This window comes from Phaeodactylibacter sp. (genome assembly GCF_040219495.1).
Lineage (GTDB): Bacteria > Bacteroidota > Bacteroidia > Chitinophagales > Saprospiraceae > Phaeodactylibacter.
Genome location: NZ_JAVJSK010000116.1, coordinates 1 through 23,489, shown reverse-complemented (window position 1 = coordinate 23,489; position 23,489 = coordinate 1). Strand labels below are relative to the sequence as shown.

Below are 23,489 nucleotides of genomic sequence, written 5' to 3'. Positions count from 1 at the left end.
CGTTGCTGAGCATCAATTGATCTCAAATAACAAATAACTCCCGCGGTAAACGGTTTCGCCCCGGATGCCAGCCCGGCCCGGAATGCGAAGTTTCCCCAAAGGGACCGTTTCACCCTGATCCCCTTTCACGACATTATCCGTAAAAATCAGCCGGGCCTTTGGCGAGGTGAACAACATTTGGGTAAAACGCCGGGTCTTTGCTGTCAGTGTCTTCTCGGGCGTCCGGTCAAGCGTGGCCGTATTCATATCAAAAAGAATGTACCGGAAACCGCTGGCCTTGAGCAAATCTATAAATGCGTCCTCATCCTCCTGATTGCGCATGAGGTCATCGTATTTCCCCAGCTGATTGTCTTCCAGTACCCGGCGGTCATTAAAATCGATGTGGTAATTGAAGAAGGTACCTACTCTGTAGACTTTGTCCGATTTATTCTGATTGATATACTCAATTGCTTCCCCCAGGTAGGGCTTGAAGGAAGAAAGCGTTTCGTTCTGGTCCAGCCCTTCTGCAAAGGACCGCAGCACCGGCTCCTGATAAATGAGGCCGGCATTTTTTGGAGGCTGCAAAGCAGAAATAAAAACCAGCGAATAGCCGCAGATTACGTAACTGCCCAAACTCAGCCAAGCAGCCCAGGCCGTAACGGAACGGGTGTTCGCACCGATCTGCTGTATGCTGTACAGCAGGTAGATCATCAGCGCCACCAGCATTGGGAAACCATACCACGGTATACCATTGCCCACAAGGAGCCACAACCCACCAAAGGACAGAACCAATACCAGTAAATACTTCAGCTTCTTGTCCTGTGCCTTCCACCGACTGCGCAGCGCCCAGCCTGCAACAATACCCAATGCTATTATTCCCACCAGCACCCCGGCAAAATTCAAATTAGCCAAGGCTTGAAACAGGCCTTCGAATGGGCGGGACACAGCCAACAGGGCAGCGTTGAGCCAGGACCAGGGACCGCTGGCAAACCCGGAATACGCATCAATGCTATTCGTACTGAGTTGCTCCTGTATCCGGGCGAAGCCTTCCTGATGCTCAACGGACCACGCACCCAGCAGCAAAAGCAGCAATGAGAGCACCGCAATGCCGGCATTACGCCAAACGGCTTTCATCTTGGCCTGAAAAAGCAAAAGCGGGAACAGCGCCAGGAACAGCAATCCGATATCAATGTATTGTGACTTGAGAATATTGGTGTTCATCGTCAGGTCATAAGGCAGTGAGGCATACAGTGGGAACCCGGATTCATAGCCCAGGTAGCGCTGTATTTCCTCTCTCCGGGCCAAGTCTCCGGCTGAGAAGAGGTTCTTCTTCCGGATATCCGTTTTTTCTTTGGTTTCTGACAGGCTGTTCAGGGCACCTTCTGTACGGAATTTCTGAAATACTTCTACCTGTGCCGGGGTTAGAATCTCCCCCCGGATTATTTCTGCCAGTGCCTGCCGGTCGAGGTCTTTAAGAGCTTGAGCTCCGGTAGCGCCGATAACCGTAATAAGCTTCTGCTTTTGGTCAGCACTAAGCTCTACATTTGCTCCAGACAGCTTCTGATCGAAGAGTGTAGCAACGCGCTCGGCAAACGCCATACTTTGGGTGGGGGCTGCCGCTTTGATTTGAGGAGTAGGATATGGCGCCTCCAGTAAGCCTGAGATACTAAGCTGCCCGTTCGAAGCGAGGTTATGTACAGCCCAGGGAGAGAAACAAAGTATTGACATTCCCCCCACCAGCAAAGCCGACTGCACGAAAGCTTTCAGGTTTTGATATTGCCTGAAGCTCAGCCCAAAGCAAACCGCACCAGCAAGTACGGAAATAAGGCCAGGCACATAAGGCGGCGTATCCCCATACGGGAAATATCCGAAACGGTCGGCGCCAAAGAAAAATAAGCTTCCTGCAAAGAAGGCGACCACAGCTGCCCCCAGCCAGTAGCTTCCATTACGGTAACCGATCATGGCCAGCGCTGTGGTAATACCGAGCAAGCCTGTGTATTTTATACCAAAAGCATAGCCCAACAGCCAACCTGCCAAAAGGAGCATGCCTTGTTCCAGGGTGAGTTTAAAAGGCAGTTTGGGCGTTGTGCCAACAGAGGCGGCTTCCTTGCGGCTGACTGCCCAAAACTCGATCATCAAGAGTAGCGCAGCAATGGTAATAAAGGTGAAACCTAAGTCTACCTTTTCGTCATGAATAAAGTGAAAGCTAAAACTTGGGTTGATCGACAGCAGCCATACCGCTGCCCACGACCAGCTCCGGCCCAGCAGTACACGAGCAAGCCGGAAGGCCGCCAGTAAGACCAGAATAAAGGCAAAATGCGCAATACCAATGGAAAAAACAGTTTTGCCGAACAGTACCTCGCCCAGGCTCAGTATCAACTGCCAGTTGTAAGCCTGCCCACCCTGTACCAGCCCCTGATACTCTACAATCAACTTCGTGGTATTCATGTACAGGGCGGCACCGTCAAAGCCGGTGGGAAAAGGCTTAACAGCAATCATCCCATTAACTGCCAAAGTAGTCAACAGGAGGAAAAGAGGGATTTGCAGCCATCGGTTCTCGTATTTATAGGCACTACGCTTGAGCAAGGTAACCTGCCAGAAGCGGAGCACCTGCCGGTAGCGCAGCCCCAATATCCCCAAGGTCAGAATGCCAGCCACTAGCGTCGTATAAATGTGGAATGCTCCAATCAGGAAAAGGACCAGGCTGATCAGGCTAATACCAACTGCCACGCTAAGGACGGTAACCGTCCCTGCAGACAGGTGGGCTAAAAAGGGGCTTAACAGGGGCTGCCCCGCCACATAGGCTAGTGTAAAAAGCAGGAATAAAGCTGCGTGCAGCAGTATATTCATGCCCAGAAAGGATAGTATGCCCGGTGCATCCAGCAATCCAAAATTAGCATTAAACACCAATAGCGAGCTGATCTGCAGCAGTAGAAACAGCCCGTAAACCTGAAATCCATTCACCTTTCGGGTACGCCCGGGCTTACCGCTATGCACCCACCACGCCCACGCCCCCCCAGCAATCAGCAAATTACTGAATACCAAACTGGCATTAGGCATCTCAATAAGGCTCGTGAAGTAGTACGGGTGGAAGCCCAAATAGGAAATCAGGATGATGCCTACCCAAGTGAGGCTGAATGCTGCAATCAGGATGCGATTGATGTTTTCTGATACTGGAGTTTTCATATTTGTCTAAAGTTATATGGGCTTTCGTTCAGATTGTTTGCTGGCACGCTGATAGACCAGGAAGGTTTCATAGGCAGTACGCAGCCATGAAAAGCCACGTGCACGGCGCAGAGCAGCTTTCCGCAATGCTTCTTCATCAGATGCCAGCAGCTGTTCCATACCTGACCGGATAGCTTCCACGCTGCCTGAGTCCGCGCCAATACCTCCCTGCTGTACCACCTCAGGCATGGAGCTGTTGTTGCCGAAGAGCACCGGAGTACCGCAAAGCATCGCTTCTAAAGGAGGTAACCCAAAGCCTTCATAATGTGCAACATAGCAAAGTGCCCTTGCACCGGAATAAATCGCAGCCAGATCTTCATCCGCCACGTAACCAGTGAAGTGGATGGCCGAGGCGTGCGGATGATCTGCATCATAAAGCATATTCACTTTCCAGCCGCGTTTCCCGCATACGACAAAGTTAAGGTTCTCGTAAGCACCCGAGGCTTTGAGCTGCAGAAATGCCGCCAGGGTATTCGCCAGGTTCTTACGGGGTTCAATCGTAGAAAGGCTCACCAGATAAGGCCCTTCCGGAATATGATATTGTTCCCGGGCACGTTGCAGGCGCTCCGGCTCCTTCATCGGGTGGAATAAATCACCATTAGCCGCTTCATAAACTACCTGTACCTGCTCTTCCGGTATATGGTAGTGAGCATGAATATCTTGCTTTGTGGCATTGGAAACCGCGATAAGTTGTGCGTTTACTTTTTGCAAAAAACGCATCCCGGCTTCCGAAAGCTTAATATTGTGCTTTTCGTGAAACTCCGGGAAGACCAGGTGAGTCAGGTCGTGCACGGTACCCACTACGGGCAGCTTGTAAGGCTTGACAAAAAAGTAATTTTGAGGCAGAGGGATGTGGACCAGGTCGTACGACTCCATGATACGCTGCAGTTCGGCACGGGATTTTATGCGCCTTACATTCAGGTTCAGCCAGTTCAGAAAAGACCGCGCCGGCGATTTGGTATACAACCGCCTTAAGGGCTCATAAATGGCAAGCGGCAGGTTATTGGCGAGCCAGGCTTTGAATTGCAGCAGAGTATGCTCGTAACCGGAGGGGGCTTCATCCTGAAGCAGCCCCTCATCCGTAACTTCATTTTCTTTACCGGTTTCTGCTTCTTTATTGACCATATCAATGATGGCCTCCAAGGGCTTAATCACATCACCAACCATGCAATCAATAGTAAGCATAGCCGGCAATTGTAGTTGTAAAGCCCTCAGCGCCTGCAATAATTCCACCTGATACCGGCGAACGCCATCCATAGTGGCATCAGATAGTTTATTGGCTTCCATCAGTACACGGACTGTGCGCAGGGAAGCCCCTGCATTATCCTCCCGCCTGTAGCCGAACTGCTCCAGGGTATCCCCATGCAGTTCATAAAACAAAGGCAAAAGCTCTGTCGGCATTTCTTCTTTCCAGGACCCCGCCTTGCCTTTGCGGAAATTCTTTTTAGCCAGTGCCGCAACCTCCTCTTCCCGGTCCAGAAAGGTAGCCCCGCTGCCATACTGTGGCTGCCCAAATTTGAGCTTTTCGAAAGTCGGCAAACGTTCCCGGTCGGGCTCCGGAAGGTCCATCACTTTGCGGAGCTTCTCTACTTCCCGCAACGGGTCCTCAATCAGGTCTTCGTAGCGGATAACCACATCGGCTTCGGCTGACCACTGCCTGACGTTCTCCGACCACCCGCCGAAGTAGCTGCCACCAAGGGCAAGCGTGGCTTCGAGAAGGTTAGTGTAGAAGTCCGTGCCTGGTTCAATAATATCTTTGCGGTGATGCGCCAGGGAAACCAGGGCATCCCTGCCATCGCGTACGATGTAGACCTTCGCAGCAGACCGGTGTTCCGCCGGGAGTTGCTCGGGCAGCAGGTGCGTCTTCACGAACGGATAGTCGGCGTAGTTTTCATCCATCGGGTAGTTGTCCTCCCGATGAAAAGTACTGGACTCCAGCCCGTAAACCTCAAAGAGGATATTTCTAAAAAAGGTATTACCTGAGCGAGGAAAGGAAGCCAACCATATCATATTTACCAAATCTATTTCTGAGCTCTAAGTTAAAAAAGTTAAATTTATGCCCTCAACAATCTATAAAAACTATGTCGGGAAAGCGCAGGGTACTTTTTCACCGGACCTGGACCAAACCCAATGGCGGGACAAGCGGCGGTCAGATGAAAGTGAGAGATGCGTTCCTGCACTTCAAGTCTTCCGGTCAATTTGAGCCCAAGGTTTACTTCCCTCCTACTACGCTGTGGACTGATAACCCGGGGAATGTCTGGCGGCCTTTCCGGCAGGAAGGACTGCCCGAATGGTCGGTACAGCCCGAAGATGTTTTGTTTTTCTCTGGCCATGACTGGAATATTCTGAGCAAAGCAGACCGACAGCATCCGCCGGCTCCCATTCTCAATATCGCTCAGCCCCGGCATACTAATCCCACAGATAAGCGAAATGCATTTCTTCGCCATCCTGCTATCCGGATTGCCAAAAGTTCAGTAGGGAAAGAAATACTGGAAGAATACGGTGTAAATGGGCCCGTATTTCTTATTCCTGACAGTATAGACTTTTCCCGGTTACCGGCACCTAACCCAGCTCCCGAAACAGACTTATTGATCGTAGGGATAAAAAATCCCGGATTGGCCAGACGGCTGGAGCAACGATTGAAGCGTAAGAACCGTTGGCGGTGGCGCAAGTGGAAAATCAAAGTACAAACGCCTCCCCTGCTGCCCACCCGTCAGGATTTTTTACATCTGCTCAACAGTGCAAAGACGATCGCATTTTTGCCGCTGGATGAAAGCCGTGGCGCGGAGGGTTTCTACCTTCCTGCTCTGGAAGGCATGTATTTGGAAAAGCTTGTCATCTGCCCATATGCTGTGGGTAATATCGACTTCTGTATCCCGGAAAAAACCTGTATACAGCCTGAGTATACGGAAGACGCTATCTTTGCAGCCATTCTTCGGACCTTATACCTTTCAGATAATGAACGGCGTCACTTTATCCAACAAGCGAAGGCAACAACTGCCAATCATGATATACGAAAGGAAAAACAGGCCATGCTAAACCTACTGCACCAGGCGGATACGCTTTGGTCAGACGAAACCTTATTCAAATATGGCAAATAAACAAGGCCAGAATATCATCCTCACCGGGCCACCCCGCTCAGGTACTACCCTGAGCTGCTTTTTGCTTAACCAATTGTCTAACACCATTGCACTGCACGAACCAATGAACCTTCAGCTTTTCAAGAGTCAGGAACAAGGGCTGGAAGAGACGGGCCGGTTCTTTACCGCCATGCGGGAGAGCTTGCTGAAGGAGGGGAAAGCATTATCCAAGGTCAAAGCCGGTGCCATACCTTCCAACCCTTTTGGCAAGGCGGACCATGGCAAGCGGGCAAGTACGGTACAAAAAGGTTGGATACACTTCGATAAACCTCTTAGCCCGGACTTTAGCCTAATCATTAAGCAAAATGCACACTTTACCTTTTTACTGGAACCACTTAATCTGCTTTATCCGGTCTACGCGATTATTCGAAACCCCGTTTCTACTATTGCTTCCTGGAATACTATACAGGCACCGGTATCTAAAGGTAATCTTACTGTGCTCAAAGGGTTACGCCCCTCCCTTTATCAGGAGCTTGAGCAAATCCCGGACTTACTGGACCGGCAGGTACGGTTGTTGCACGAGCTTTATTTGCCCCTCCGCCTGCTGAGGAAGGAACAGATCATAAGCTACGAAAGTATTATTGAATCCGATGGTGCCGTGCTGGATAGCATTGTTCCAAACCAGGGCCAAATTAAACACGCACTGGAAAGTAAAAACCGGAATGCCCTATACGACGATCAGCTAAGGGGGCAGATCACAGAACGGTTACTAGAGCTGAAGGGGGCTTACCTTAACTACTATACAGAAGAACAGTTAAAAAATGCTGTTTGAAAGCACATGCGTTTCAGACCAGTTCTACATCTCAAAATGCCGGATTTTTTTGAGCTTCATTTCTTTAAGGTCGTCGGCCATATTGTCCCCAACAATATCGTTAATATAAAACTCCATTGCCTCTGTCGTATCAAAACTATCCCTAATTATTTCTCCTTTTCGCATCACAATTACGCGGTTGGCTAGTGCCATAACTTTTCGGATACGGTTGGTGACATATAAAACAGCTCTTTCCTTTTCTTTGACATATTCACCAAGATGTTCGTAGCATTTAGCCTTGAAGAGGCTATCTCCAACTGCAAGGGCCTCATCAATAATGAACAAGTCTGGTTCAGTGGCAATAGCAACGGAATAAGAAAGCCGGGCACGCATACCTGAAGAATAGTTGCCCACCGGTGTTTTTAATGCATATTCAAGTTCTGAAAAATCAATAATGAAATCCAGTCTCTCTTTTAGCTTCTGTTCAGTCATACCAAATATTGCAGCTTTAAGCTTAATATTCTCCAGCCCTGTAAATTCATTGCGCAACCCAACGTTGAGTGCAAAGATAGGTGTAACTTTCAAGCCTTGCCGGTACCGGATTTTCCCTAAATTTGATTGATAAATACCAGCCACCATACGCATCAAAGTAGTCTTACCGGAACCATTCGCACCGATCACAGCGATTATTTCACCTGCATGGACCTCAAAGGAAACCTTGTTCACCGCCCAGAACTCTTCGGGGCGCAGCTCGAGTTGAGGAGTCAGGCCCAACGTTTGCCGGGCAACATCGGTAATACCGTAGTAAAGACTCCGTTTTAGCCTGCGGCAAAACTTCTTAGATAAGTCTTGAACTTCCAATATAGGTTCAGGCATTATTCAATTTTTGATTAGCGATAGAGTAAACCTCACCTTGTAAACCCCATCAAAACATGAGCTTAATTATTGATCAGACGCTCCAATACAATAGGACTGGATTTCATTAGAAACCGAAAAGCAACTATGAAAAGTAACAGGCTTACAAAAGTAAAAACAGCATACTGTACCGGCATAAAAAAAGTACCGCTTGTCAACAGGTCACGGCTGAAACCAATCAGGTAGGTCAGGGGGTTGTACTCCACGATGACTTGTAGCCAGCTTGTCGTTATTTTGGGGGTATAAACAATGGGCGTCAGGAACATGAGCAGCTTCATTCCTTCGTCTACCAAATTGGCAATGTCTACCATGATTATTCTAAATATAGCGATAACCATACCTATAGCCATTCCCAGCAGTAGTAGTGGGAACAGTGAGAATGGAAAGAGCAGAGCCACGGTAGAAAACCGGACGCCAAAGGCGAGCAATACGATAATATTGACGATAAACGGAATAATAAAGTTGATTAGGTGAACGACTACTTTTTGCATAAGAAGCGGCTCAAAAGGCACCTCTGACATAATCAACATCCTCCCGTTTTTGATAAGTAAATTGCTGGTTGATTTATAGGCTTCCAAAAAGAAACCCCAAATAGAAGTACTCAGGAGCACATAAGCCGGATAAGGAATATCCGTTTCGCCCGGATTCACCACGCCGGCTCCGTTGAGGACCACCCAGATGACAACCGCCAGGATCGGCAGAATAAACATCCACGCCATCCCCAGGAAGGACTTTTTGTACATCCCTACGATTTCCACCAGCGTCAGTTGCCTGACCAGGTACCACCAAGATTGTATTTTACCGATAAATCGCCACATTATATTTCCATTTCCAATCCTATTTCAGGTAGCCTACCTTGCAAAGATAGTGTATCTTTATTCGTATCCCTTTACTTTTTCGTTTGCAGGAAGCCTTGCAAAATTGCAAAATAAGGGGATTACCGGAAAACAGACTTTGAAAAATCCTTTAAGTGCCCCTGACTTTATTACTCTGATAAAGTCTAATTTAGATCAGGTCATTGTTGAGACAACATCAGTTCAAACATGGCTTTTGCACGATCAGTGTCCTCAAGGACAAGATTCCTGCTTTCTTCAGGATCAGCTTCCAGGTCAAACAATAGTGGGTAATACCCCTGAAATTGATGCATTAATGCTTCAGGCACTTTAGGTTCTGCCTGATTAAGGTAATACGCCGCTCTTATGGAATTCGTTTGGCGAGGAATAAAAACTGCTTTATATCTCCCTTTTCGTATTGCTTTCGTTCCACCAAAATCCCAGTATAGCAATCTGGGATCCTCGGTTTCGGTAAACTTTGTGCCACTAGTTGAAGCATTGAAATCAAAAATCGGGATGCCACCTGACGCAGAATTAGGCCTGCATGAGGCTGCAGATAATAGCGTTTGAAACAAATCGAATACCGTATGCGGCTCATCAACATTCAGCCCTCCCTCAATCTTCCCCGGCCAGTACATAATCGCCGGAACCCTGAGCCCACCTTCAAGCAATAGCCCTTTCCCACCGCTCAAAGAACCATTGCTGCTCACACCAGAAGGTGCGCCATGATCAGAAATGAAGACAAACAACGTATTTGGGTCTTTTTCCCATATGACATTCAATAGAGCACCGATTTGCTCGTCAAGTAACGCTACCATTTGCTGATACTTTACTATGGGACTCGACTGTTCGTTAACTGGATTGCCTTCTGGCAGAATATATGGCTTATGCGGGTTTGCATAGGCCAGCATCAAAAAATAGGGATTGGGCAGATCATAAGCAGTCACATATTCTACTGCTTCGGTGGTTAGTCTTTGAGTTAAGTGTACTCCATCTGCTTCTACTGGCTGGCCATTTTTCAACAACCCAACTATTCCATTGGAGCTATGGTAGGTGTTGTAGTCGATTCGTCCACCAATAAAACCAGTAAATTCGTCAAATCCAAGCGCTAGCGGAGATGTCGCCGCTTCATACCCTAAATGCCATTTTCCAATCAGACAGGATTGGTAGTTTTGCTGCTTAAGAAGGGTAGGCAATAACGGGATCTTTGTGCTAATGCCCTCCTGCCGGCTTTTCCGATGTTGCATCAACACCTTGGGAACATTAACTTCCCAGGGCTGCATACCTGACAATATGGACGCCCGACTGGGAGAACAAACCGGGCTGGAAACATAAAACTGTGTCAGTTTACTCCCCTGAGCAGCGACTTTATCGAGGTTTGGTGTGTTGATGGCTTTGCTTCCATAAGCCCCAAGCGCCCCATAACCAAGGTCATCAGCTACAACCAACACAATATTGGGAAGGTTATTTTTTTCTTTCTGCTCCGATGGGGAATGCTCCTCTCCACATCCGCCCAGCCAGAGAGCTACATATGCCAGAGATAGCCCGAAGAGGCTATCAGTTAATTGACCGCGCCATTGCCGCATATTTTAAAGCTATTTTTTGAGTTTAAGAGCGTGTTGGGACTTTAGTAATCGGTCTGCAAACTACACTTTTTCGCTTATACTTCGTCCCGAAAATCCTCATTTAGCTAAGGCTAAACTCCGGTTTTCGTGCCTCGTCTAACCAAAAAATTGTTAGTTTTCGACTAGAAGACAAAAGTCCCAACACGCTCTAAAGTGATATCTCAGAACCACTGCAAAATACTCATAACGGCCCTCCCCCTGGCACCTTATAACCATACAGCCCCATGAAAAAGGCAAAAACATCTCTGGCTCTGTCAAGCGCCTCGGGCGTATAGAAAGTCCAGTATTCCTGCGCTTTCTTCCTGGTAGGGTTGACCGGAGTTAATGGCGGCGGCCCTGATTTGATCCCCAGGGAGGAAAGTACATGCTGAAAATCAGCATTGAGATGCTCATACCTGATGATATGATCCATATAGCGCAGAGTATGCTCATAAAAACCCACCCCGTAAGGCTTCGTATAAAACTTCAGAAAATAATCCGAAAAAGACGCATTGGTTCCCTGCAAATACTGGTAACGCTCCATTGCCTCCGGATTTATCGGGCGCCCATTTTTAAAATGCCCACGGGAAAACTTCCCATTGTGGTCAGATTTCTTTTTAAAATATTCACTGACCGCGGAGTCCATAGGGTGCCGTACCCCTGCAAAAGTAAAGTATTGCCGCTCCTCCGGTACCGCGGTTTGCAGAAATGACTCGTAAGAACTGTGCTTTTTACCTTTTTGGTGCCCATCGCAGTTGGCTTTCAGGTACTGGGAAATGGCAGTGGAAGCGGTCCGGGGCACACTAAAAAAACAATACTTGTAGGTATGGCTGATTATCATAACTTGTAATTGCTATAAGGCTCGGAACAGTGACTGATCACGCCACAGTTCATCAGTCCGGCCTGCCAGTTCTAAAATGCTTTTGCGCTCTTCTTCAAGGGTATGCCGGTTGGCTATCTTACGGCCTGCCTTTACGATTTCCTGGAACTGCTCCTTACTCATTTTCAATGCCGCAAGCAGGGCTGAAAAAATGTCGTTTGCGTTATAATCCGGCTGCAGGCATGTTTCCCCGGGGATGCAAAAATCCGCATTGCCCACCGCATAGGGGCAAATCACCAATTTCTCCATCACCATACCTTCCAGGGCTGGCAGGTAGAAGCCTTCGGCGCCCTGCGCTTCCGTGAGCGGCAAATAGACGACGATCCGGGCCTGATTCACCAGATTCAAAAAATCCTGCCGGGTTGGAAGCTTGGGCGGCACCTGCACCTTGAACCGAACCTTTTTGCGCCTCAAAAAATTGTACCACCTCAGGCGGCGCTCCAGGGCTTTGGCTATCTCCGGGTTCTTCAGGCCAACGATCAGGACATCGACATCCGGATCCGGATTCGGGGCAGGCAACAGGCTGAAGTCGATAGCATCCGGGATAAAAAAGACCGGTCCGTTGACACCGTAGTCCTCCAGTTTTTCCTTCCCGACAGAGCTCTTGGCAATGCGGATCGCCGGGTGCTTCAGGAAGTCACGCCGGGCATCCGGAAGCATAATCTGACGGGGCTGCGCGATATTCAGAACCGGCACCGGAGGACTATGCCGTTGGGCAGGTGGCAGTACTTTCCAATCCCAGCCCGCGAAAAAAAGCAGGTCCCGCTCTTCGATAACCCACTTTTTTAGCGCCTGCTCCCGGTAAGGTAGCCATACGTTACCGGGGTTATCGTACCAAACTGTTTCCGGTCCAAAATACACCCGGGGCTCAAAGCCCTCAGCGGAACCGAAATGCTCAAAGGCATCCCGGACTTTCAGCTGTCCGCCACTTGTGCCCCCGTTATATTTGGCCCAGGAACGGTGAAACAAAACCCTCCGTACTGTGGTCTGCATTCGTATTCACAATTAATCTTCAAAATGATAGCCCTCAAAATAAGGCGTCTCTTCCATTCTCTTGTACACATAACCGATGGTTTTGGGTGTCCATAGGTTTAGCCTGCTGCGCCGCCGGGGAGGCTTTTTGAATAAAATGCGGGTGCAATTGTCCAGGTATTCGGCTTCAGCCTCCAGTGAGAACCGGTGCAGTAGGTCTTTCAAAATCATTGCGGGGGATTCCAAAAATACTTCCGCCCTTATCCCCTGGACCTCAAACAGGCCTTCTTTCTCAAACTGCCAGATGAGCGTGGCGTGGTCAAAAAAATGATCAATCTTGCGAAACAAATCGGTCTCCCCAAATTCTTTACCACGCCTTTTCTGGCTTCTGAAAAAACTCGTCGATATGGTATCAAAAGGGTTCCGGTACATGTGTACAAAAAGCGTATCCGGAAACAGAGTACGCAGGCGTGCAAACAACGCAGGGTTGTTTGCATACCACTTTGTAGTCGTGCCCCCACGCTTATCGCCTACCAGTCTTAGCTGGGTTACTTCCCCCTGCCTTCCTCCCGGTACTATATAATTGTACCCCATCCACTGATTACCGGCTTTGGCAAATTGGCGGGACCGGTAGATCATCATCTGAACCAGTTGCCGCTTTGAGAATCCCGCATCCACGAAAGCCAGTGCATCCAGCTCGTGACTAAGCACCACACTAGGATGGGCATCCAGTAAAGCGCCCAGAATAGAATGGCCGCTTCTCGGGTAGCCGATAAAAAACAGTCCCTGATCCACTTTTTCGAACGCAGATTTGCTTTCCAGGCAGGAACGGATGCGCCAATAACTTGAAGGTGGCAAATCTTTTATCGTCCGGTTTTTTGTAATGATTTGTTTGCGCTTTTTCATTCGTGTCTGAAGATCATTCAGGTTCGTTTAAACATACGAGCTTGTTGGGATTTCACACTTCGGCTGCTCTTACCAAATTTTGCCCTGCTATTGCTGGCCTTCGTAAAAAGTGTACAAAGCCTCTACCTCGGTCCGGTCATAAAATCGCCAGCAGTGATGGTCTTTTGCTGCAAGGAGTGCTTCCCCCATCCTCAGCATTTGGTCCCTGGAATACACAGTTCCCTTATTTTTGCCAGACAAAGGGGTCTTTACTTCGTAGGAATGGCCAATGATCTCCTCTAATACGCTACCGTTAGAACTAATCAGGTTTTCATAACGCAATATATGATGCTGAGGGAGTTCGGTATAGGTTTTGAAGTAAAAATCGAGGAGGAACAACTGACGGTTCAACAACCCCTCGATTTGCACTAACTTTTCCTGTGCTTCCGGATTCAATAACCCCAGGTAGCGTATCTGGCCTCTGGAAACGGGCACGCTCACCGTAGACCAAGACCCCAGCACTGCGAGTGGATTGCGCACCATAGCGTAGCAGGGGTAGCAGGTGCTCAGTTCGTCAAGCAACAAAGTGAATACTGCATTATGCTTTACAAAAAGCTTAAAGTCTTCATTCAGCGGCTTACTAAAAACGACCCTGGAACGTTTGATCACCCGCTTCCGGTTACCGCTGGCTGTTCGCTCAAAGTGATTATCCGTAATCCGTCCGTCTTTGCCACGTACCGGAGCGGCTCCGTCCCTCAGGAGGCCTTCTCGGAAGGCTGCCAGGCTCTCATGAATTCTGGATACCGCGTCTTTTCGGGACTGCAGCTCCCGAAAAGGGATAGGTTCATTCAGTCCCACCACCTGTTTCTGCTCAGACAGCAACTTGCAAGTTAGCGTGGTGCCTGCTCTCGGTATCCCCGTAAGAATGTAACAATCCGGAACAGGGCCTGACTCAGGCGACCTACCCACCAACTGCTTGAAGAAGTGCATCAACTTTGGCATAGTAGAATCAAATATAGGGTATACCCCAGACTTTATTGTCATCAGAGGTGGCTAAGAGCAATCAATAACTGTCGGTTTTCCAGGAGGGCTTTTGAGGCGTATGCTTCAAAAGCAAGGTTGACTGACCGCAGCCCTAACACCGTTCTTCTTTCGTTCCCACCCGGTGGCCCCACCATTTTTTTTGCACCTGAATGCAAAAATTATCCTATCATCGCATTACAAACCGCTGTGATAGCCGGTCATCAAACTAACGAAACGAAAAAACCTAGCGTACATGAAAAAGAACCCGTATCTTATTCCTTTCATTTTGGTTACGAGCCTCTTCTTCCTGTGGGGGCTGGCCAATATCCTCAATTCCGCACTGATTTCCCACTTCCAGCCGGTCTTTGAAATTAGCCGGGCGCAGGCACTGCTGGTGGAGACTGCCTTTTACCTGGGCTACTTCACTATTGCCGTACCCGCAGGGCTGTATATGGAAAAGTACACCTATAAAAAGGGGATCATCCTCGGGCTGTTGCTCTATGCCATCGGGGCCTTACTATTCATCCCCGCTGCCAAGATGCTCACCTTTGGTTTTTTCCTGATGGCGCTTTACGTAATCGCCAGCGGGCTGGCCTTTTTAGAAACAGCCGCCAATCCTTACGTGACCATCCTCGGCCCCAAAGAGAACGCCACCCAACGCCTCAATTTTGCCCAGTCTTTCAACGGTATCGCTCTCGTTGTCGGCCCTTTCCTTGCCGGTATGCTGATCTTCTCGGGCAATGAAGGGGATATGGCGACGCAGGAGGCCAAGGTACAAGCTGCTAATGCAGTAGTCGTCCCTTACGTAGGTATTGCAGTGGCTGTTCTGGTTGTCGCATTCCTAATCTGGCGCACCCAAATGCCGGAGCCGGATAAAGGAGACAAACTAAAATTCGATCCGGTCATCTTCAAATTCCGCCACCTGATGCTGGCCGTACTTGCACAATTGCTGTACGTAGGTGCTCAGGCGGGCTTGTGGGGCATTACCATAGACTTTGTCACTGCTATGATGCCTGGCGTAAGCAAAGAAGTAGCTTCCGGGGCTTACCTCGCTGCGGGCACCCTGCTTTTTGTTATCGGCCGGTTCCTCGGTACCTTCCTGATGTCTTATATTAAGGAAAGTACCCTACTTGGGATTTACGGGCTGATTGCTGCCGGGCTTTGCCTGACCGGTATCTTTGCGGAAGGCGCCTTTGGTGTCTATGCGATCCTCTCCATTAATTTCTTCATGTCTATCATGTTCCCTACCATCTTCGGGCTAGGGGTACGTGATTTGGGCAAGCATACCAAACTGGGGTCTTCCTTCATCATCATGGCAATCGTTGGGGGCGCTATTTTCCCACCCATCATGGGCCTGCTTTCTGAGTCTTACAGTATTCAGGGCAGCTTCTGGATTCCGGTTGCCTCCTTCCTGTTTGTGGCCTTCTACGGATTTAAAGGGCATGTACACCCGAAAGGGTTTGTAGCGGCAGAGTAACCGCAACGCACCAACGCAAAAGGGCCGCCTGTGCTTGTAGCATGGGCGGCCCTTTTAAGTTTTACAAGTCGGGAAAAATAGCCGGTGCAGGATAAACCGCCCTGAATACATCTTCATTGGCAATCGGTTGACCGGAGGATTGGCGCCACCATGATCAGCCTGATATAAGCTGACCGTATAATCGTCATACCCACCTTCAGAGGCATTGCCGGCAGGCGGTCGTCACCTTGCACCCCATCGATATCCGGGTATTCGTTGACCACTTCAAGGATCAAATCCATCATGAAGCCCCTGACTTCCGGCAGCATAGGGTTCAGCCAGTGAAACCCGTTTTTAACCACCGGCTCGCCGTTTACATCAATCGCTGCCCAGTCCGGATAAGTATCCAGAATAGGTCCGGGGCTATTTTACTTCTTACCCTTTTTCTTCTGCTCCTGAATGGCCTGCTGCTCCTTCAGGGCTTTTTCCAGACGTTGCTGAAAGCCTTTTTTCTTCTTTGGTTTTTGTTTATAAGCATCCAGCTCCCGGTTGATCTTCTCATTGTCGATAATATAATTCTTGGTGACAATGGTCTGCGCAATATTGATCAGGTTACTAAAGAGCAGGTAACAAGTCAGCCCGGCAGCAAAACTGTTGAAGAAGCCCATGAACATGATCGGCATGATGTACTGCATGTACTTCATGGCGGGGTTGGTCCCCATGTCCATATGACGGGTATTGTAGTAAGTGTAGATCAGCGTGGTCACCGCCCAGAGCAGGGTAAATAGGCTGATGTGCGCTCCAAACCCAAAGGGGATCTCGAAGGGCAGTTTCCAGAAAATATCGTAGGAAGACAAATCATTCGCCCAAAGGAAACCCGCTTGCCGGAACTCGATAGAAGCCGGGAAGAACCGGTACAGGGCAAACCAGATCGGCATCTGCAGCACCATAGGCATACAGCCGCCCAGGGGGTTCACCCCAAACTCCCGGTACATCTTCATGGTCTCCATCTGTTGTTGCTGCTGATCGTCTTTGTACTTTTCCTTGACCCCTTCCATACGAGGCTTCAGAGCCGACATTTTCGACTGGGAGTACAACATCTTGTAGGTGAGCGGGTACAGTACCAGCTTAACGACAAAGGTGAGCAGCAGGATAACGATGCCAGCGCTACCGATAAAACCAGACAGGAAATTGAAGACCGGACGGATGATCCACCGGTTGATAGATCCGAAAATACTCCAGCCGAAAGGGATCACATCCTGCAGGCCGTGCCCCATGTTGTACAACCGGTCAAATTCATTCGGGCCCACATACATGTGCATAGCGAAGGTCTCACTCGCCGAGCGGCCGTACGGAATCTCCATCTCAGAGACCAGTAGTTTCAAATCCGCTGCTTCCTCAGGAAGCATCTTGGTTTCAAAGGTCCCTCCGTCAAATCCGTTCTCCGCGACAATAGAAGTATTGAAGAACTGATTGGCATTGGACACCCACTTCAGGCGCTGCCCCTCAAGCTCTTCTGTATCATCGCCTGTACAGCTGCAGTAGTCGGGGTCATCCTCCATAGGCTTGAAGTAGACCGTGGAATAACGACGCTCGTAGTCTTCGTTATGTTCCAGCTTATCCAGGTAGTTGACCCAGCTGAGCTTGATTTTATTGACGCCCTGTGAAACCACCGTATTGAGCTGCTCCATTTTGATATCGTAATCGATATTATAGGTGCCGTCCGTTATACGGTAAGATTGCTCAAAGTAGCCCCCCGTTGAGGTGGGCGCTCTCAGGACGATGCTCTTTCCGTCATTTTGAATGACGTCGAAAAACAGCTCACCGGTGCTGACACCACCCGAAGGCAAATTGGCGACCGGAAGCAGGTATTCGAACTTGTTCTTTTCATCTTCCAGAAGATAAAGCGGTTCTTCCTCTGTAGAGCCATCCTCCAGATATCGGAGCTTTTTGTGGTTCTTAATCAATACAGAAGTGATACGGCCACCCTTGGTAGACAAGTTCACCTTCATGAGGTCATTCTCCAGAATGACGTCTTCTTCAGTCCCATCCGCAGCTGCTGAAAAGGGGCCAAATGCGGCTTCCTGACGGAGTAATGCCAGAGAGTCATCAACGGTTTCCACCAAATCTACTGCCTCAACCGTGTCCTTTGCGATCGCTTTCAGGCTATCCTGACGAGCTTGTACCTGTGCGATTGAATCCTGTCGGATCTGCTGTTCTTGTATTTCTGCTTCGGTCGGAGCCATATACTGCTGCCAGACCATCAACAGGATAAAGATGAGCGTAAGTCCGATTATCGTATTTCTATCCATTCAGATCTTGAACTTTTTTCACCAATACTGCACCACTAAACAACTGACGATCAAAAAATTAGATTCTGTAGTTGTCTTTTAGCAGCGGCACAGCGCTTTTAAAGCACGGCAAAAGTACAACTTTAGGTGCGCATGCGGTAAACACAATAGATGTTTATTGAGAATTGTTCGGCCAGCCTTTGCTTTTATAAGGCTGAAACCGGTTCAAGCTGAGCTTCCACTCCTTTGTATACTTCCAAAGCTACCTCCAGGCAATCCATTGCTTTGCCAAGGTCATGCTCATTGAGAATGTAGGCAATCCGGGCTTCATCCCTGCCCAGCCCCGGGGTGGCATAAAAGCCTTCCCCGGGCGACAGCATTACGGTGGCCCCTTCGTGGTCAAAGGACTCCAGGAGCCACTGACAGAAGTGCTCTGCACTGCGTACCGGTAATTTGACAAAACAATAAAAGGCACCTCCTGGCAAATAACTGACCACCCCGGGCATGCCCTTCAGGCGGTTGTAGACCACCTGACGGCGGCGGTTGTATTCTTCCGTGACCTGATCCATATAGTCGGTCCCCATATCCAGAGTAGCTTCCGCTAAAATCTGCGCCAGGCCGGGAGGGCTCAGGCGGAGCTTGGCGTAGCGGGTAGCAGCCTCTAAGACCCCTTCATTCCGGGTCACTAAAGCACCGATGCGCGCACCGCAGGCACTGTACCGCTTCGAAATGGAGTCCACCACAATCACGTGGTCTTCCATGCCCTCCAGGCGCAGGGCCGAGAAGAACTCCTGACCATCGTAGCAAAACTCGCGGTACACCTCGTCCACAAAAAGGAAAAGATCGTAAGCTTTGCACAGGCGGGCCAGCTTTTCCAAATCTTCCCGGGTGTAAAAGCAGCCGGTGGGGTTGTTCGGGTTGGTAATGAAAATGCCACGGGTCTTATCTGTAACCACCGCCTCGAAAGCTTCTATTGGGGGAAGGGCAAAACCATCCTCAATATGACAGGTGATTGGCCGTACAAGCAAGCTGCCGATCTGAGCAAAGCCGTTGTAGTTGGCGTAGAAGGGCTCTGGGACAATCACTTCGTCCCCGATATCAAAACACGAGAGCATGGCAAACTGTATGGCTTCCGAGCCACCTGTGGTGACGATAATGTCATCCGGGGTAAGTTCAATATCGAACTTCTGGTAATAGTCAACCAGCTTTTTGCGGTAGCTGAGCTGGCCGACTGCCGGGCTGTAAGCCAGCACACGCAGTTGATTTTCCCGGACCTGCTGCAGGGCATACAGCGGTGTTTCGATATCCGGCTGACCGATATTTAAATGATAGACATGCTTACCCGCCTCTTTGGCTTTGTCAGCAAAAGGGACCAGTTTACGGAAGGGAGAAAGGGGCACGTTTTTACCCCGATAGGAAGTAGAAGGCATGGCGCTAATGTTTCTTTTAAAATTAGCGCCAAAGATAGGCTAAAACACATCAGAGAAAACCCAGGCATTGTTAAATACGCCTGTTAATTACGATAGCTACTCCAGCCGGAAAGCCTCATCAGAGCGGTTGCGAAGTACTTCTATGCCCGTGATCTTCCGCTCTCCGCGGTCTCCGCTCAACTTCAGCCCGTTATAATCCTGATAATTTTGCCATGGAATTACAAAAGCCGGGGCTTCATCTTCTGCATTGCCGAAGTAGGCCCACTGACGCACCAGATGGTCTTCTTTGCCTACCCAGACCAGGTATTTATTCTGGGGCGTATCGCCTACCGCTTCAAAGGTGAGCTGCAGCAAATCAGCGGGCTCCCCGGCTTGAGTGGTATCCACACCTTGATGCTTTAGGGTCACACCGGAGTCTTTTAGCTTGAAAGGCATGAATACCCAGTAGGCATCATTGATCCAGATGCTTTTGCCCTGTTGTAAGAGATTTTCCAGGCTGTCCGGTTCCGTAACGAGCGCTCCATCTACCCGGACCTGCCCTTCTCCGGTATTCAGGTTGAAAGCCATGACGGTACTGCTGTCCGGCAGCATCGTGATCCGTACATTGCCGGTTTTTTTATCCCAAAGCAGAGTGCGACGGTTGAAGAAATTCCAGTGGAAATAACGGGCCTCATCCCAGGCTTTCCGCCCGCCCATAGCTTCCATCACGGAGTCAGCAATAGCGATGGCTTCAGCGTCTGAAGCCCCTGCATTAAAACCAGGTGCAGCAGGATTGGGATAAGGCTGAGGATTGGCAGTCGGCTCATTTGACCCATTTGCCGGTCCACCGGACTGACAGGCCATGAGGCTCATCAGAAGTCCGAACAGAAAATATCGTTTTGCAGGCATGGCTTTCATTTTTGATCAGAACAGCAAGCCCGCTAATGGGTTCACAAAAGCCGGGCTGTATTTAGAGCTTGGTGCTTTCAGGTAACAAGCTTACCCTTTGTCCACCCCACCCTGTAGTTCGTCCTGCAACTTGGTGAGCGCTTCCCACTCACCTGCTGCGGCCAGCGCAGCTTGCCGGGGCCAGGTATCGGGTTGCGCCAGCCGGAAGTGGCCGCCCGCATTGCTCAGTATTCCCCGCAGGTGTTCCACACTGGCATCTGCCACGTTCTGCCAGGAAAGAATCCCCTCCTCCTTCAGCAAAGCCTCAATCTTCGGCCCGATCCCTTCAATGATTTTCAGGTCTTCACCCTCAGAAGAAGAGGGCACCGTTACAGGCGCAGCCGCACCCAGAGCAAAGTCCCCCTCCCCTTTCTGTTTTTCGAGCTTCGATTTCAAAACACGATTGTCAGCCTCGCAGCTATTCAACCTGGCGCGGGCTTCTTTCAGCGCTGCTTCTGTTTGCTCGTGCTGGTACTTAAGCCCTACATAATCTTTTTCCCAGTTGTTCGCCCGGGCAAGGAGGGCGGCATTCTCTGTTTCCAGCTCCTGCAATTTCTTCTTATTGCCACAAAGCAGGCAACCCAGCAGCGCCCCCAGAATGAAGGCCAGGGCAGAAAGGATGAGCCACCACAGCCAGCAGGGCTCAAGCGTTGCCAGTAATAGTGTTCCGTATTCCATGGTTTAGTCTTTTTGTTGAGGTTCAGCAGATGGTACGAACTGGATTTCCACACGCCGGTTTTGGTGGCGGCCTTCTTCTGTATCATTGGCAGCCACTGGCAAATCACTACCCCTTGAGGCGATCAATATTTGAGCAGCCGGTACGCCGTTTGCAACCAGAATCTTCCTGACGGACTCGGCCCGCGCCAGTCCCAGCTTCTGGTTTTGTGCGGGCAGGCCCGAATTATCGGTATGCCCGGTAAGTTTCACTCGTCCTCCTGTGCTCTTTAACTGCCCGGCAAGCTGAACCAGATAAGCGTCTACCTCAGGGGCATACTCCCGGGCAGCAGAACCCGGTGGGAAACGAATGGACACCCGATCCGCCAGCCGGTCTACTGAATTGGACACCTCGGGGTCCACCCACTCCAAGAGTGCCCCTTCAAATACCACCCTCGTCGCACCCTCCGGTGGCTCCACCTGACGGGCACGGAGCTGCAGCTCATCCGGGCTGAGTTTGCCATCAAACAAGCGCGCCACTTCACTGGCTCTGGCCAAGCCCATATTTTCGGCTCCCAAAGGGACATCCTCCCCTTCAAAGTACAACCCCGTAATTTGCAGCACCTGTGCGGTATCTCCACGCTGAAGTTCCTGCTGTACCCAGGCTTCAATTCCCTTGCCAACGTAGGCTTCAGGGTCAGACCACTTGAAATAAAGCGGCAGGGCTTTTTCGGCCTCTATTGTATCGGTTGGAGAAACAGGTGGTGGGGCACAGGCCATACAAAGCTCCTGCTGGCAACTCCTGAACGTCACCAGATAAAACAGGAGCCAAACCACAGTCGCGACCAACAGTTTAATTGGGAAAGTCATGATGTGTGAATCGTTTTGTTTTGTTTGCTCAAAAGCCAGGGAAGCCCTCCCTTTCCGGAAGTTCCTGGTTAGACTGTGCAATACCCGTAGCTGAAAACTGATATGATGCAAGCAGGGGCCTGGAAAGGCACATGCCCGGATTTGAGTAGTGAATTTGAAACAGGCACCTCCCAACACGCTCTAAGAGCATGTTTGGAGCTCGTTACTATTGCAAATCAACGCTTTATGAACCCCGCAGAAATGCGGGGCAAGCTCTGACTTCCTCACTAAATTTTCATTTAGCCCGCTAAACTCAAATTTAGTGACTTTGCCAGAACCATAAATCCTTGATTTTCAAGACGAAATCGCTCCAAACATGCTCTAATGGCGAATGCTGAAACACCAAATACGTTGATTCCTCGGGTAAGGAGTGCTTGCTTACCACATACTCATTGCGATTCAAGTGAATGACGTTCTTCTTACCTTCATCATTATTGAATGTTGGATACCATCAGTTTTTTTGTCCCTCCAAATAGTACACCACACCCACAACATACCGCCACCGGGCATGTATACTCTCAAAATCAGGATTACTGCTGTGCCGGAATATAGCACCGTAAGCCTCCCAGCCACCCGTAAGAGCATAGCTTGCCTTTACAAAGGGCTCAGTATGAAAAGGCTCATAGTCAATCTCATAAAGCGAATACGTCTGTGGGGGAGTGGACAGAATGTAGTAGTAGGTGATTGTGGAATTCCGGTTGTCCGTCGCAAGGGTGTACAACAACCGCATACCAAAACTGACCGACACCCGACCTTCCCGAAAACCTGCTGATATGGGAAGGGTTAGAAAATACGCTTTGCGGTCCCTGTATTCTTCAAATCGAGTCAGCCCAAACGCAAGTTCCGAGTCAACACCGCGCCGGTATATCCGGTGCGAGTGATTAAAATTGAGGCCCAGCTCAAAAAATACGGGCACTTCACGGAAGCTCACCTCTGCCAGCCCTCCTGCCGATAGCAGGGGCCGGAAGGGAACTTCAAAATCCTGCCGCGTTACTGCTTCCCCATTGCTGAACTGCTCAATACCAATACCCGCCTGTATGCCATACCTGAAAACCTGCGCATCAAGTTGACTAACGAGCACCACTAATAGCACAACGAGCCCTGCTTTTATTTTTTCCAAAATTACCCTGCTTTGATTAGACTTGATGCGTCGGGGATCATTACAGGGTTAAAATAGCTCATTTTTCCCACTGCGCTGACCCGACGCATCAAGTCTATTGATTAAACCGGTAGACGGCACCCTGAAGTTTAGCTGCCCGAACTCTACCTTTTCTAAAAAGACTAAACAAAAAAGGTACGAAAAGTCTAGCAGAATATACTCATTCAGGATCTTAACTTCCAGCTAAACCACTCCGTGCCGGGCATAGCTCAGATAAGAACTCTTTGCTGCTCAGTTGTGGTTATTGGGAGGTGTACACCAGTAGAAATCGATTTTCTAAAAAAAAAGGCTGCCCTGATGCCACTAGCAGAAAAACGGCTGCTTTTGGACAGCAGCCACCACAAGTTGAGCTTGAGCAGGCAGTGCAGGCTGTTAAGTATCAACAGGTCCTCGCTATACTATAAACCGAGGGCAGCTTCGGAACTGAACCTGGAGCTGATGCGCCTGATGGACAAG

The 23,489-nt window shown here is 49.6% G+C and carries 19 protein-coding genes; 3 read left to right on the top strand and 16 right to left on the bottom strand.

Annotated elements, in window-relative coordinates; all coding sequences use genetic code 11:
• Window positions 1-12 precede the first annotated feature (12 nt).
• On the bottom strand, window positions 13-3,165 hold the full coding sequence (locus tag RIC19_RS17940) for a glycosyltransferase family protein (RefSeq protein ID WP_350179729.1): 3,153 nt from the start codon (window positions 3,163-3,165) through the stop codon (window positions 13-15).
• Between the two features lie 12 nt (window positions 3,166-3,177).
• A complete protein-coding gene (locus RIC19_RS17935; RefSeq protein ID WP_350179728.1) occupies window positions 3,178-5,214 on the bottom strand; it encodes a glycosyltransferase in 2,037 nt (678 codons plus the stop codon).
• A gap of 71 nt (window positions 5,215-5,285) precedes the next feature.
• Between RIC19_RS17935 and RIC19_RS17930 the strand changes: the two genes are divergently transcribed.
• Window positions 5,286-6,305 carry a glycosyltransferase family protein gene (locus RIC19_RS17930; RefSeq protein ID WP_350179727.1) on the top strand — a complete coding sequence of 340 codons (1,020 nt, stop codon included), beginning with the start codon at window positions 5,286-5,288 and terminating at the stop codon, window positions 6,303-6,305.
• On the top strand, window positions 6,295-7,116 hold the full coding sequence (locus RIC19_RS17925) for a hypothetical protein (protein WP_350179726.1): 822 nt from the start codon (window positions 6,295-6,297) through the stop codon (window positions 7,114-7,116). Before RIC19_RS17930 ends, RIC19_RS17925 begins: the two co-directional genes overlap by 11 nt.
• Before the next feature lie 24 nt (window positions 7,117-7,140).
• On the opposite strand, the gene RIC19_RS17920 is transcribed toward RIC19_RS17925, so the two are convergent.
• The 7 genes from RIC19_RS17920 to RIC19_RS17890 all read right to left on the bottom strand — a co-directional run bounded on the left by RIC19_RS17920 (window position 7,141) and on the right by RIC19_RS17890 (window position 14,186).
• The gene (locus tag RIC19_RS17920) at window positions 7,141-7,971 is read right to left on the bottom strand and encodes an ABC transporter ATP-binding protein (RefSeq protein WP_350179725.1); all 831 of its coding nucleotides are present in this window, start codon (window positions 7,969-7,971) and stop codon (window positions 7,141-7,143) included.
• Between the two features lie 62 nt (window positions 7,972-8,033).
• Window positions 8,034-8,828, bottom strand: a complete 795-nt coding sequence (locus RIC19_RS17915) for an ABC transporter permease (RefSeq protein WP_350179724.1) — start codon at window positions 8,826-8,828, stop codon at window positions 8,034-8,036.
• Between the two features lie 197 nt (window positions 8,829-9,025).
• Complete coding sequence (locus RIC19_RS17910; protein WP_350179723.1) at window positions 9,026-10,429, bottom strand: sulfatase family protein; 1,404 nt, start codon at window positions 10,427-10,429, stop codon at window positions 9,026-9,028.
• A gap of 220 nt (window positions 10,430-10,649) precedes the next feature.
• Complete coding sequence (locus tag RIC19_RS17905) at window positions 10,650-11,288, bottom strand: sulfotransferase family 2 domain-containing protein (RefSeq protein WP_350179722.1); 639 nt, start codon at window positions 11,286-11,288, stop codon at window positions 10,650-10,652.
• 12 nt (window positions 11,289-11,300) lie between these two features.
• Entirely contained in the window at window positions 11,301-12,320 is a 1,020-nt protein-coding gene (locus RIC19_RS17900) for a glycosyltransferase family protein (protein WP_350179721.1), read from the bottom strand.
• Between the two features lie 12 nt (window positions 12,321-12,332).
• Window positions 12,333-13,157: a sulfotransferase gene (locus tag RIC19_RS17895; protein ID WP_350179720.1), complete on the bottom strand. Its 825-nt coding sequence runs from the start codon at window positions 13,155-13,157 to the stop codon at window positions 12,333-12,335.
• Between the two features lie 135 nt (window positions 13,158-13,292).
• Window positions 13,293-14,186 carry a hypothetical protein gene (locus RIC19_RS17890; RefSeq protein ID WP_350179719.1) on the bottom strand — a complete coding sequence of 298 codons (894 nt, stop codon included), beginning with the start codon at window positions 14,184-14,186 and terminating at the stop codon, window positions 13,293-13,295.
• Window positions 14,187-14,460: 274 nt separating this feature from the next.
• On the opposite strand from RIC19_RS17890, the gene fucP reads away from it, so the two are divergent.
• Window positions 14,461-15,684: an L-fucose:H+ symporter permease gene (fucP, locus tag RIC19_RS17885; protein WP_350179718.1), complete on the top strand. Its 1,224-nt coding sequence runs from the start codon at window positions 14,461-14,463 to the stop codon at window positions 15,682-15,684.
• Window positions 15,685-15,797: 113 nt separating this feature from the next.
• On the opposite strand, the gene RIC19_RS17880 is transcribed toward fucP, so the two are convergent.
• The 7 genes from RIC19_RS17880 to RIC19_RS17850 all read right to left on the bottom strand — a co-directional run bounded on the left by RIC19_RS17880 (window position 15,798) and on the right by RIC19_RS17850 (window position 22,994).
• Window positions 15,798-16,025 (bottom strand): family 10 glycosylhydrolase, encoded by a 228-nt coding sequence (locus tag RIC19_RS17880; protein ID WP_350179717.1) that lies wholly within the window; start codon window positions 16,023-16,025, stop codon window positions 15,798-15,800.
• Window positions 16,026-16,091: 66 nt separating this feature from the next.
• Window positions 16,092-17,975 carry a membrane protein insertase YidC gene (gene yidC / locus RIC19_RS17875; RefSeq protein ID WP_350179716.1) on the bottom strand — a complete coding sequence of 628 codons (1,884 nt, stop codon included), beginning with the start codon at window positions 17,973-17,975 and terminating at the stop codon, window positions 16,092-16,094.
• A 185-nt stretch (window positions 17,976-18,160) separates the two neighbouring features.
• Window positions 18,161-19,384, bottom strand: a complete 1,224-nt coding sequence (locus tag RIC19_RS17870; RefSeq protein WP_350179715.1) for a pyridoxal phosphate-dependent aminotransferase — start codon at window positions 19,382-19,384, stop codon at window positions 18,161-18,163.
• Window positions 19,385-19,480: 96 nt separating this feature from the next.
• Window positions 19,481-20,272 carry a hypothetical protein gene (locus RIC19_RS17865; RefSeq protein WP_350179714.1) on the bottom strand — a complete coding sequence of 264 codons (792 nt, stop codon included), beginning with the start codon at window positions 20,270-20,272 and terminating at the stop codon, window positions 19,481-19,483.
• A gap of 90 nt (window positions 20,273-20,362) precedes the next feature.
• Window positions 20,363-20,989: a helix-hairpin-helix domain-containing protein gene (locus RIC19_RS17860; RefSeq protein WP_350179713.1), complete on the bottom strand. Its 627-nt coding sequence runs from the start codon at window positions 20,987-20,989 to the stop codon at window positions 20,363-20,365.
• Window positions 20,990-20,992: 3 nt separating this feature from the next.
• Window positions 20,993-21,835 carry an OmpA family protein gene (locus RIC19_RS17855; protein ID WP_350179712.1) on the bottom strand — a complete coding sequence of 281 codons (843 nt, stop codon included), beginning with the start codon at window positions 21,833-21,835 and terminating at the stop codon, window positions 20,993-20,995.
• 490 nt (window positions 21,836-22,325) lie between these two features.
• Window positions 22,326-22,994: a hypothetical protein gene (locus RIC19_RS17850; protein ID WP_350179711.1), complete on the bottom strand. Its 669-nt coding sequence runs from the start codon at window positions 22,992-22,994 to the stop codon at window positions 22,326-22,328.
• Between the last annotated feature and the right edge of the window lie 495 nt (window positions 22,995-23,489).

Coding starts and splice junctions, on each gene's coding strand:
- RIC19_RS17940 (WP_350179729.1), bottom strand. CDS start 3,165: ATGAAAACTCCAGTATCAGAAAACATCAATCGCATCCTGATTGCAGCA.
- RIC19_RS17935 (WP_350179728.1), bottom strand. CDS start 5,214: ATGATATGGTTGGCTTCCTTTCCTCGCTCAGGTAATACCTTTTTTAGA.
- RIC19_RS17930 (WP_350179727.1), top strand. CDS start 5,286: ATGTCGGGAAAGCGCAGGGTACTTTTTCACCGGACCTGGACCAAACCC.
- RIC19_RS17925 (WP_350179726.1), top strand. CDS start 6,295: ATGGCAAATAAACAAGGCCAGAATATCATCCTCACCGGGCCACCCCGC.
- RIC19_RS17920 (WP_350179725.1), bottom strand. CDS start 7,971: ATGCCTGAACCTATATTGGAAGTTCAAGACTTATCTAAGAAGTTTTGC.
- RIC19_RS17915 (WP_350179724.1), bottom strand. CDS start 8,828: ATGTGGCGATTTATCGGTAAAATACAATCTTGGTGGTACCTGGTCAGG.
- RIC19_RS17910 (WP_350179723.1), bottom strand. CDS start 10,429: ATGCGGCAATGGCGCGGTCAATTAACTGATAGCCTCTTCGGGCTATCT.
- RIC19_RS17905 (WP_350179722.1), bottom strand. CDS start 11,288: ATGATAATCAGCCATACCTACAAGTATTGTTTTTTTAGTGTGCCCCGG.
- RIC19_RS17900 (WP_350179721.1), bottom strand. CDS start 12,320: ATGCAGACCACAGTACGGAGGGTTTTGTTTCACCGTTCCTGGGCCAAA.
- RIC19_RS17890 (WP_350179719.1), bottom strand. CDS start 14,186: ATGCCAAAGTTGATGCACTTCTTCAAGCAGTTGGTGGGTAGGTCGCCT.
- fucP (WP_350179718.1), top strand. CDS start 14,461: ATGAAAAAGAACCCGTATCTTATTCCTTTCATTTTGGTTACGAGCCTC.
- yidC (WP_350179716.1), bottom strand. CDS start 17,975: ATGGATAGAAATACGATAATCGGACTTACGCTCATCTTTATCCTGTTG.
- RIC19_RS17870 (WP_350179715.1), bottom strand. CDS start 19,384: ATGCCTTCTACTTCCTATCGGGGTAAAAACGTGCCCCTTTCTCCCTTC.
- RIC19_RS17865 (WP_350179714.1), bottom strand. CDS start 20,272: ATGCCTGCAAAACGATATTTTCTGTTCGGACTTCTGATGAGCCTCATG.
- RIC19_RS17860 (WP_350179713.1), bottom strand. CDS start 20,989: ATGGAATACGGAACACTATTACTGGCAACGCTTGAGCCCTGCTGGCTG.
- RIC19_RS17855 (WP_350179712.1), bottom strand. CDS start 21,835: ATGACTTTCCCAATTAAACTGTTGGTCGCGACTGTGGTTTGGCTCCTG.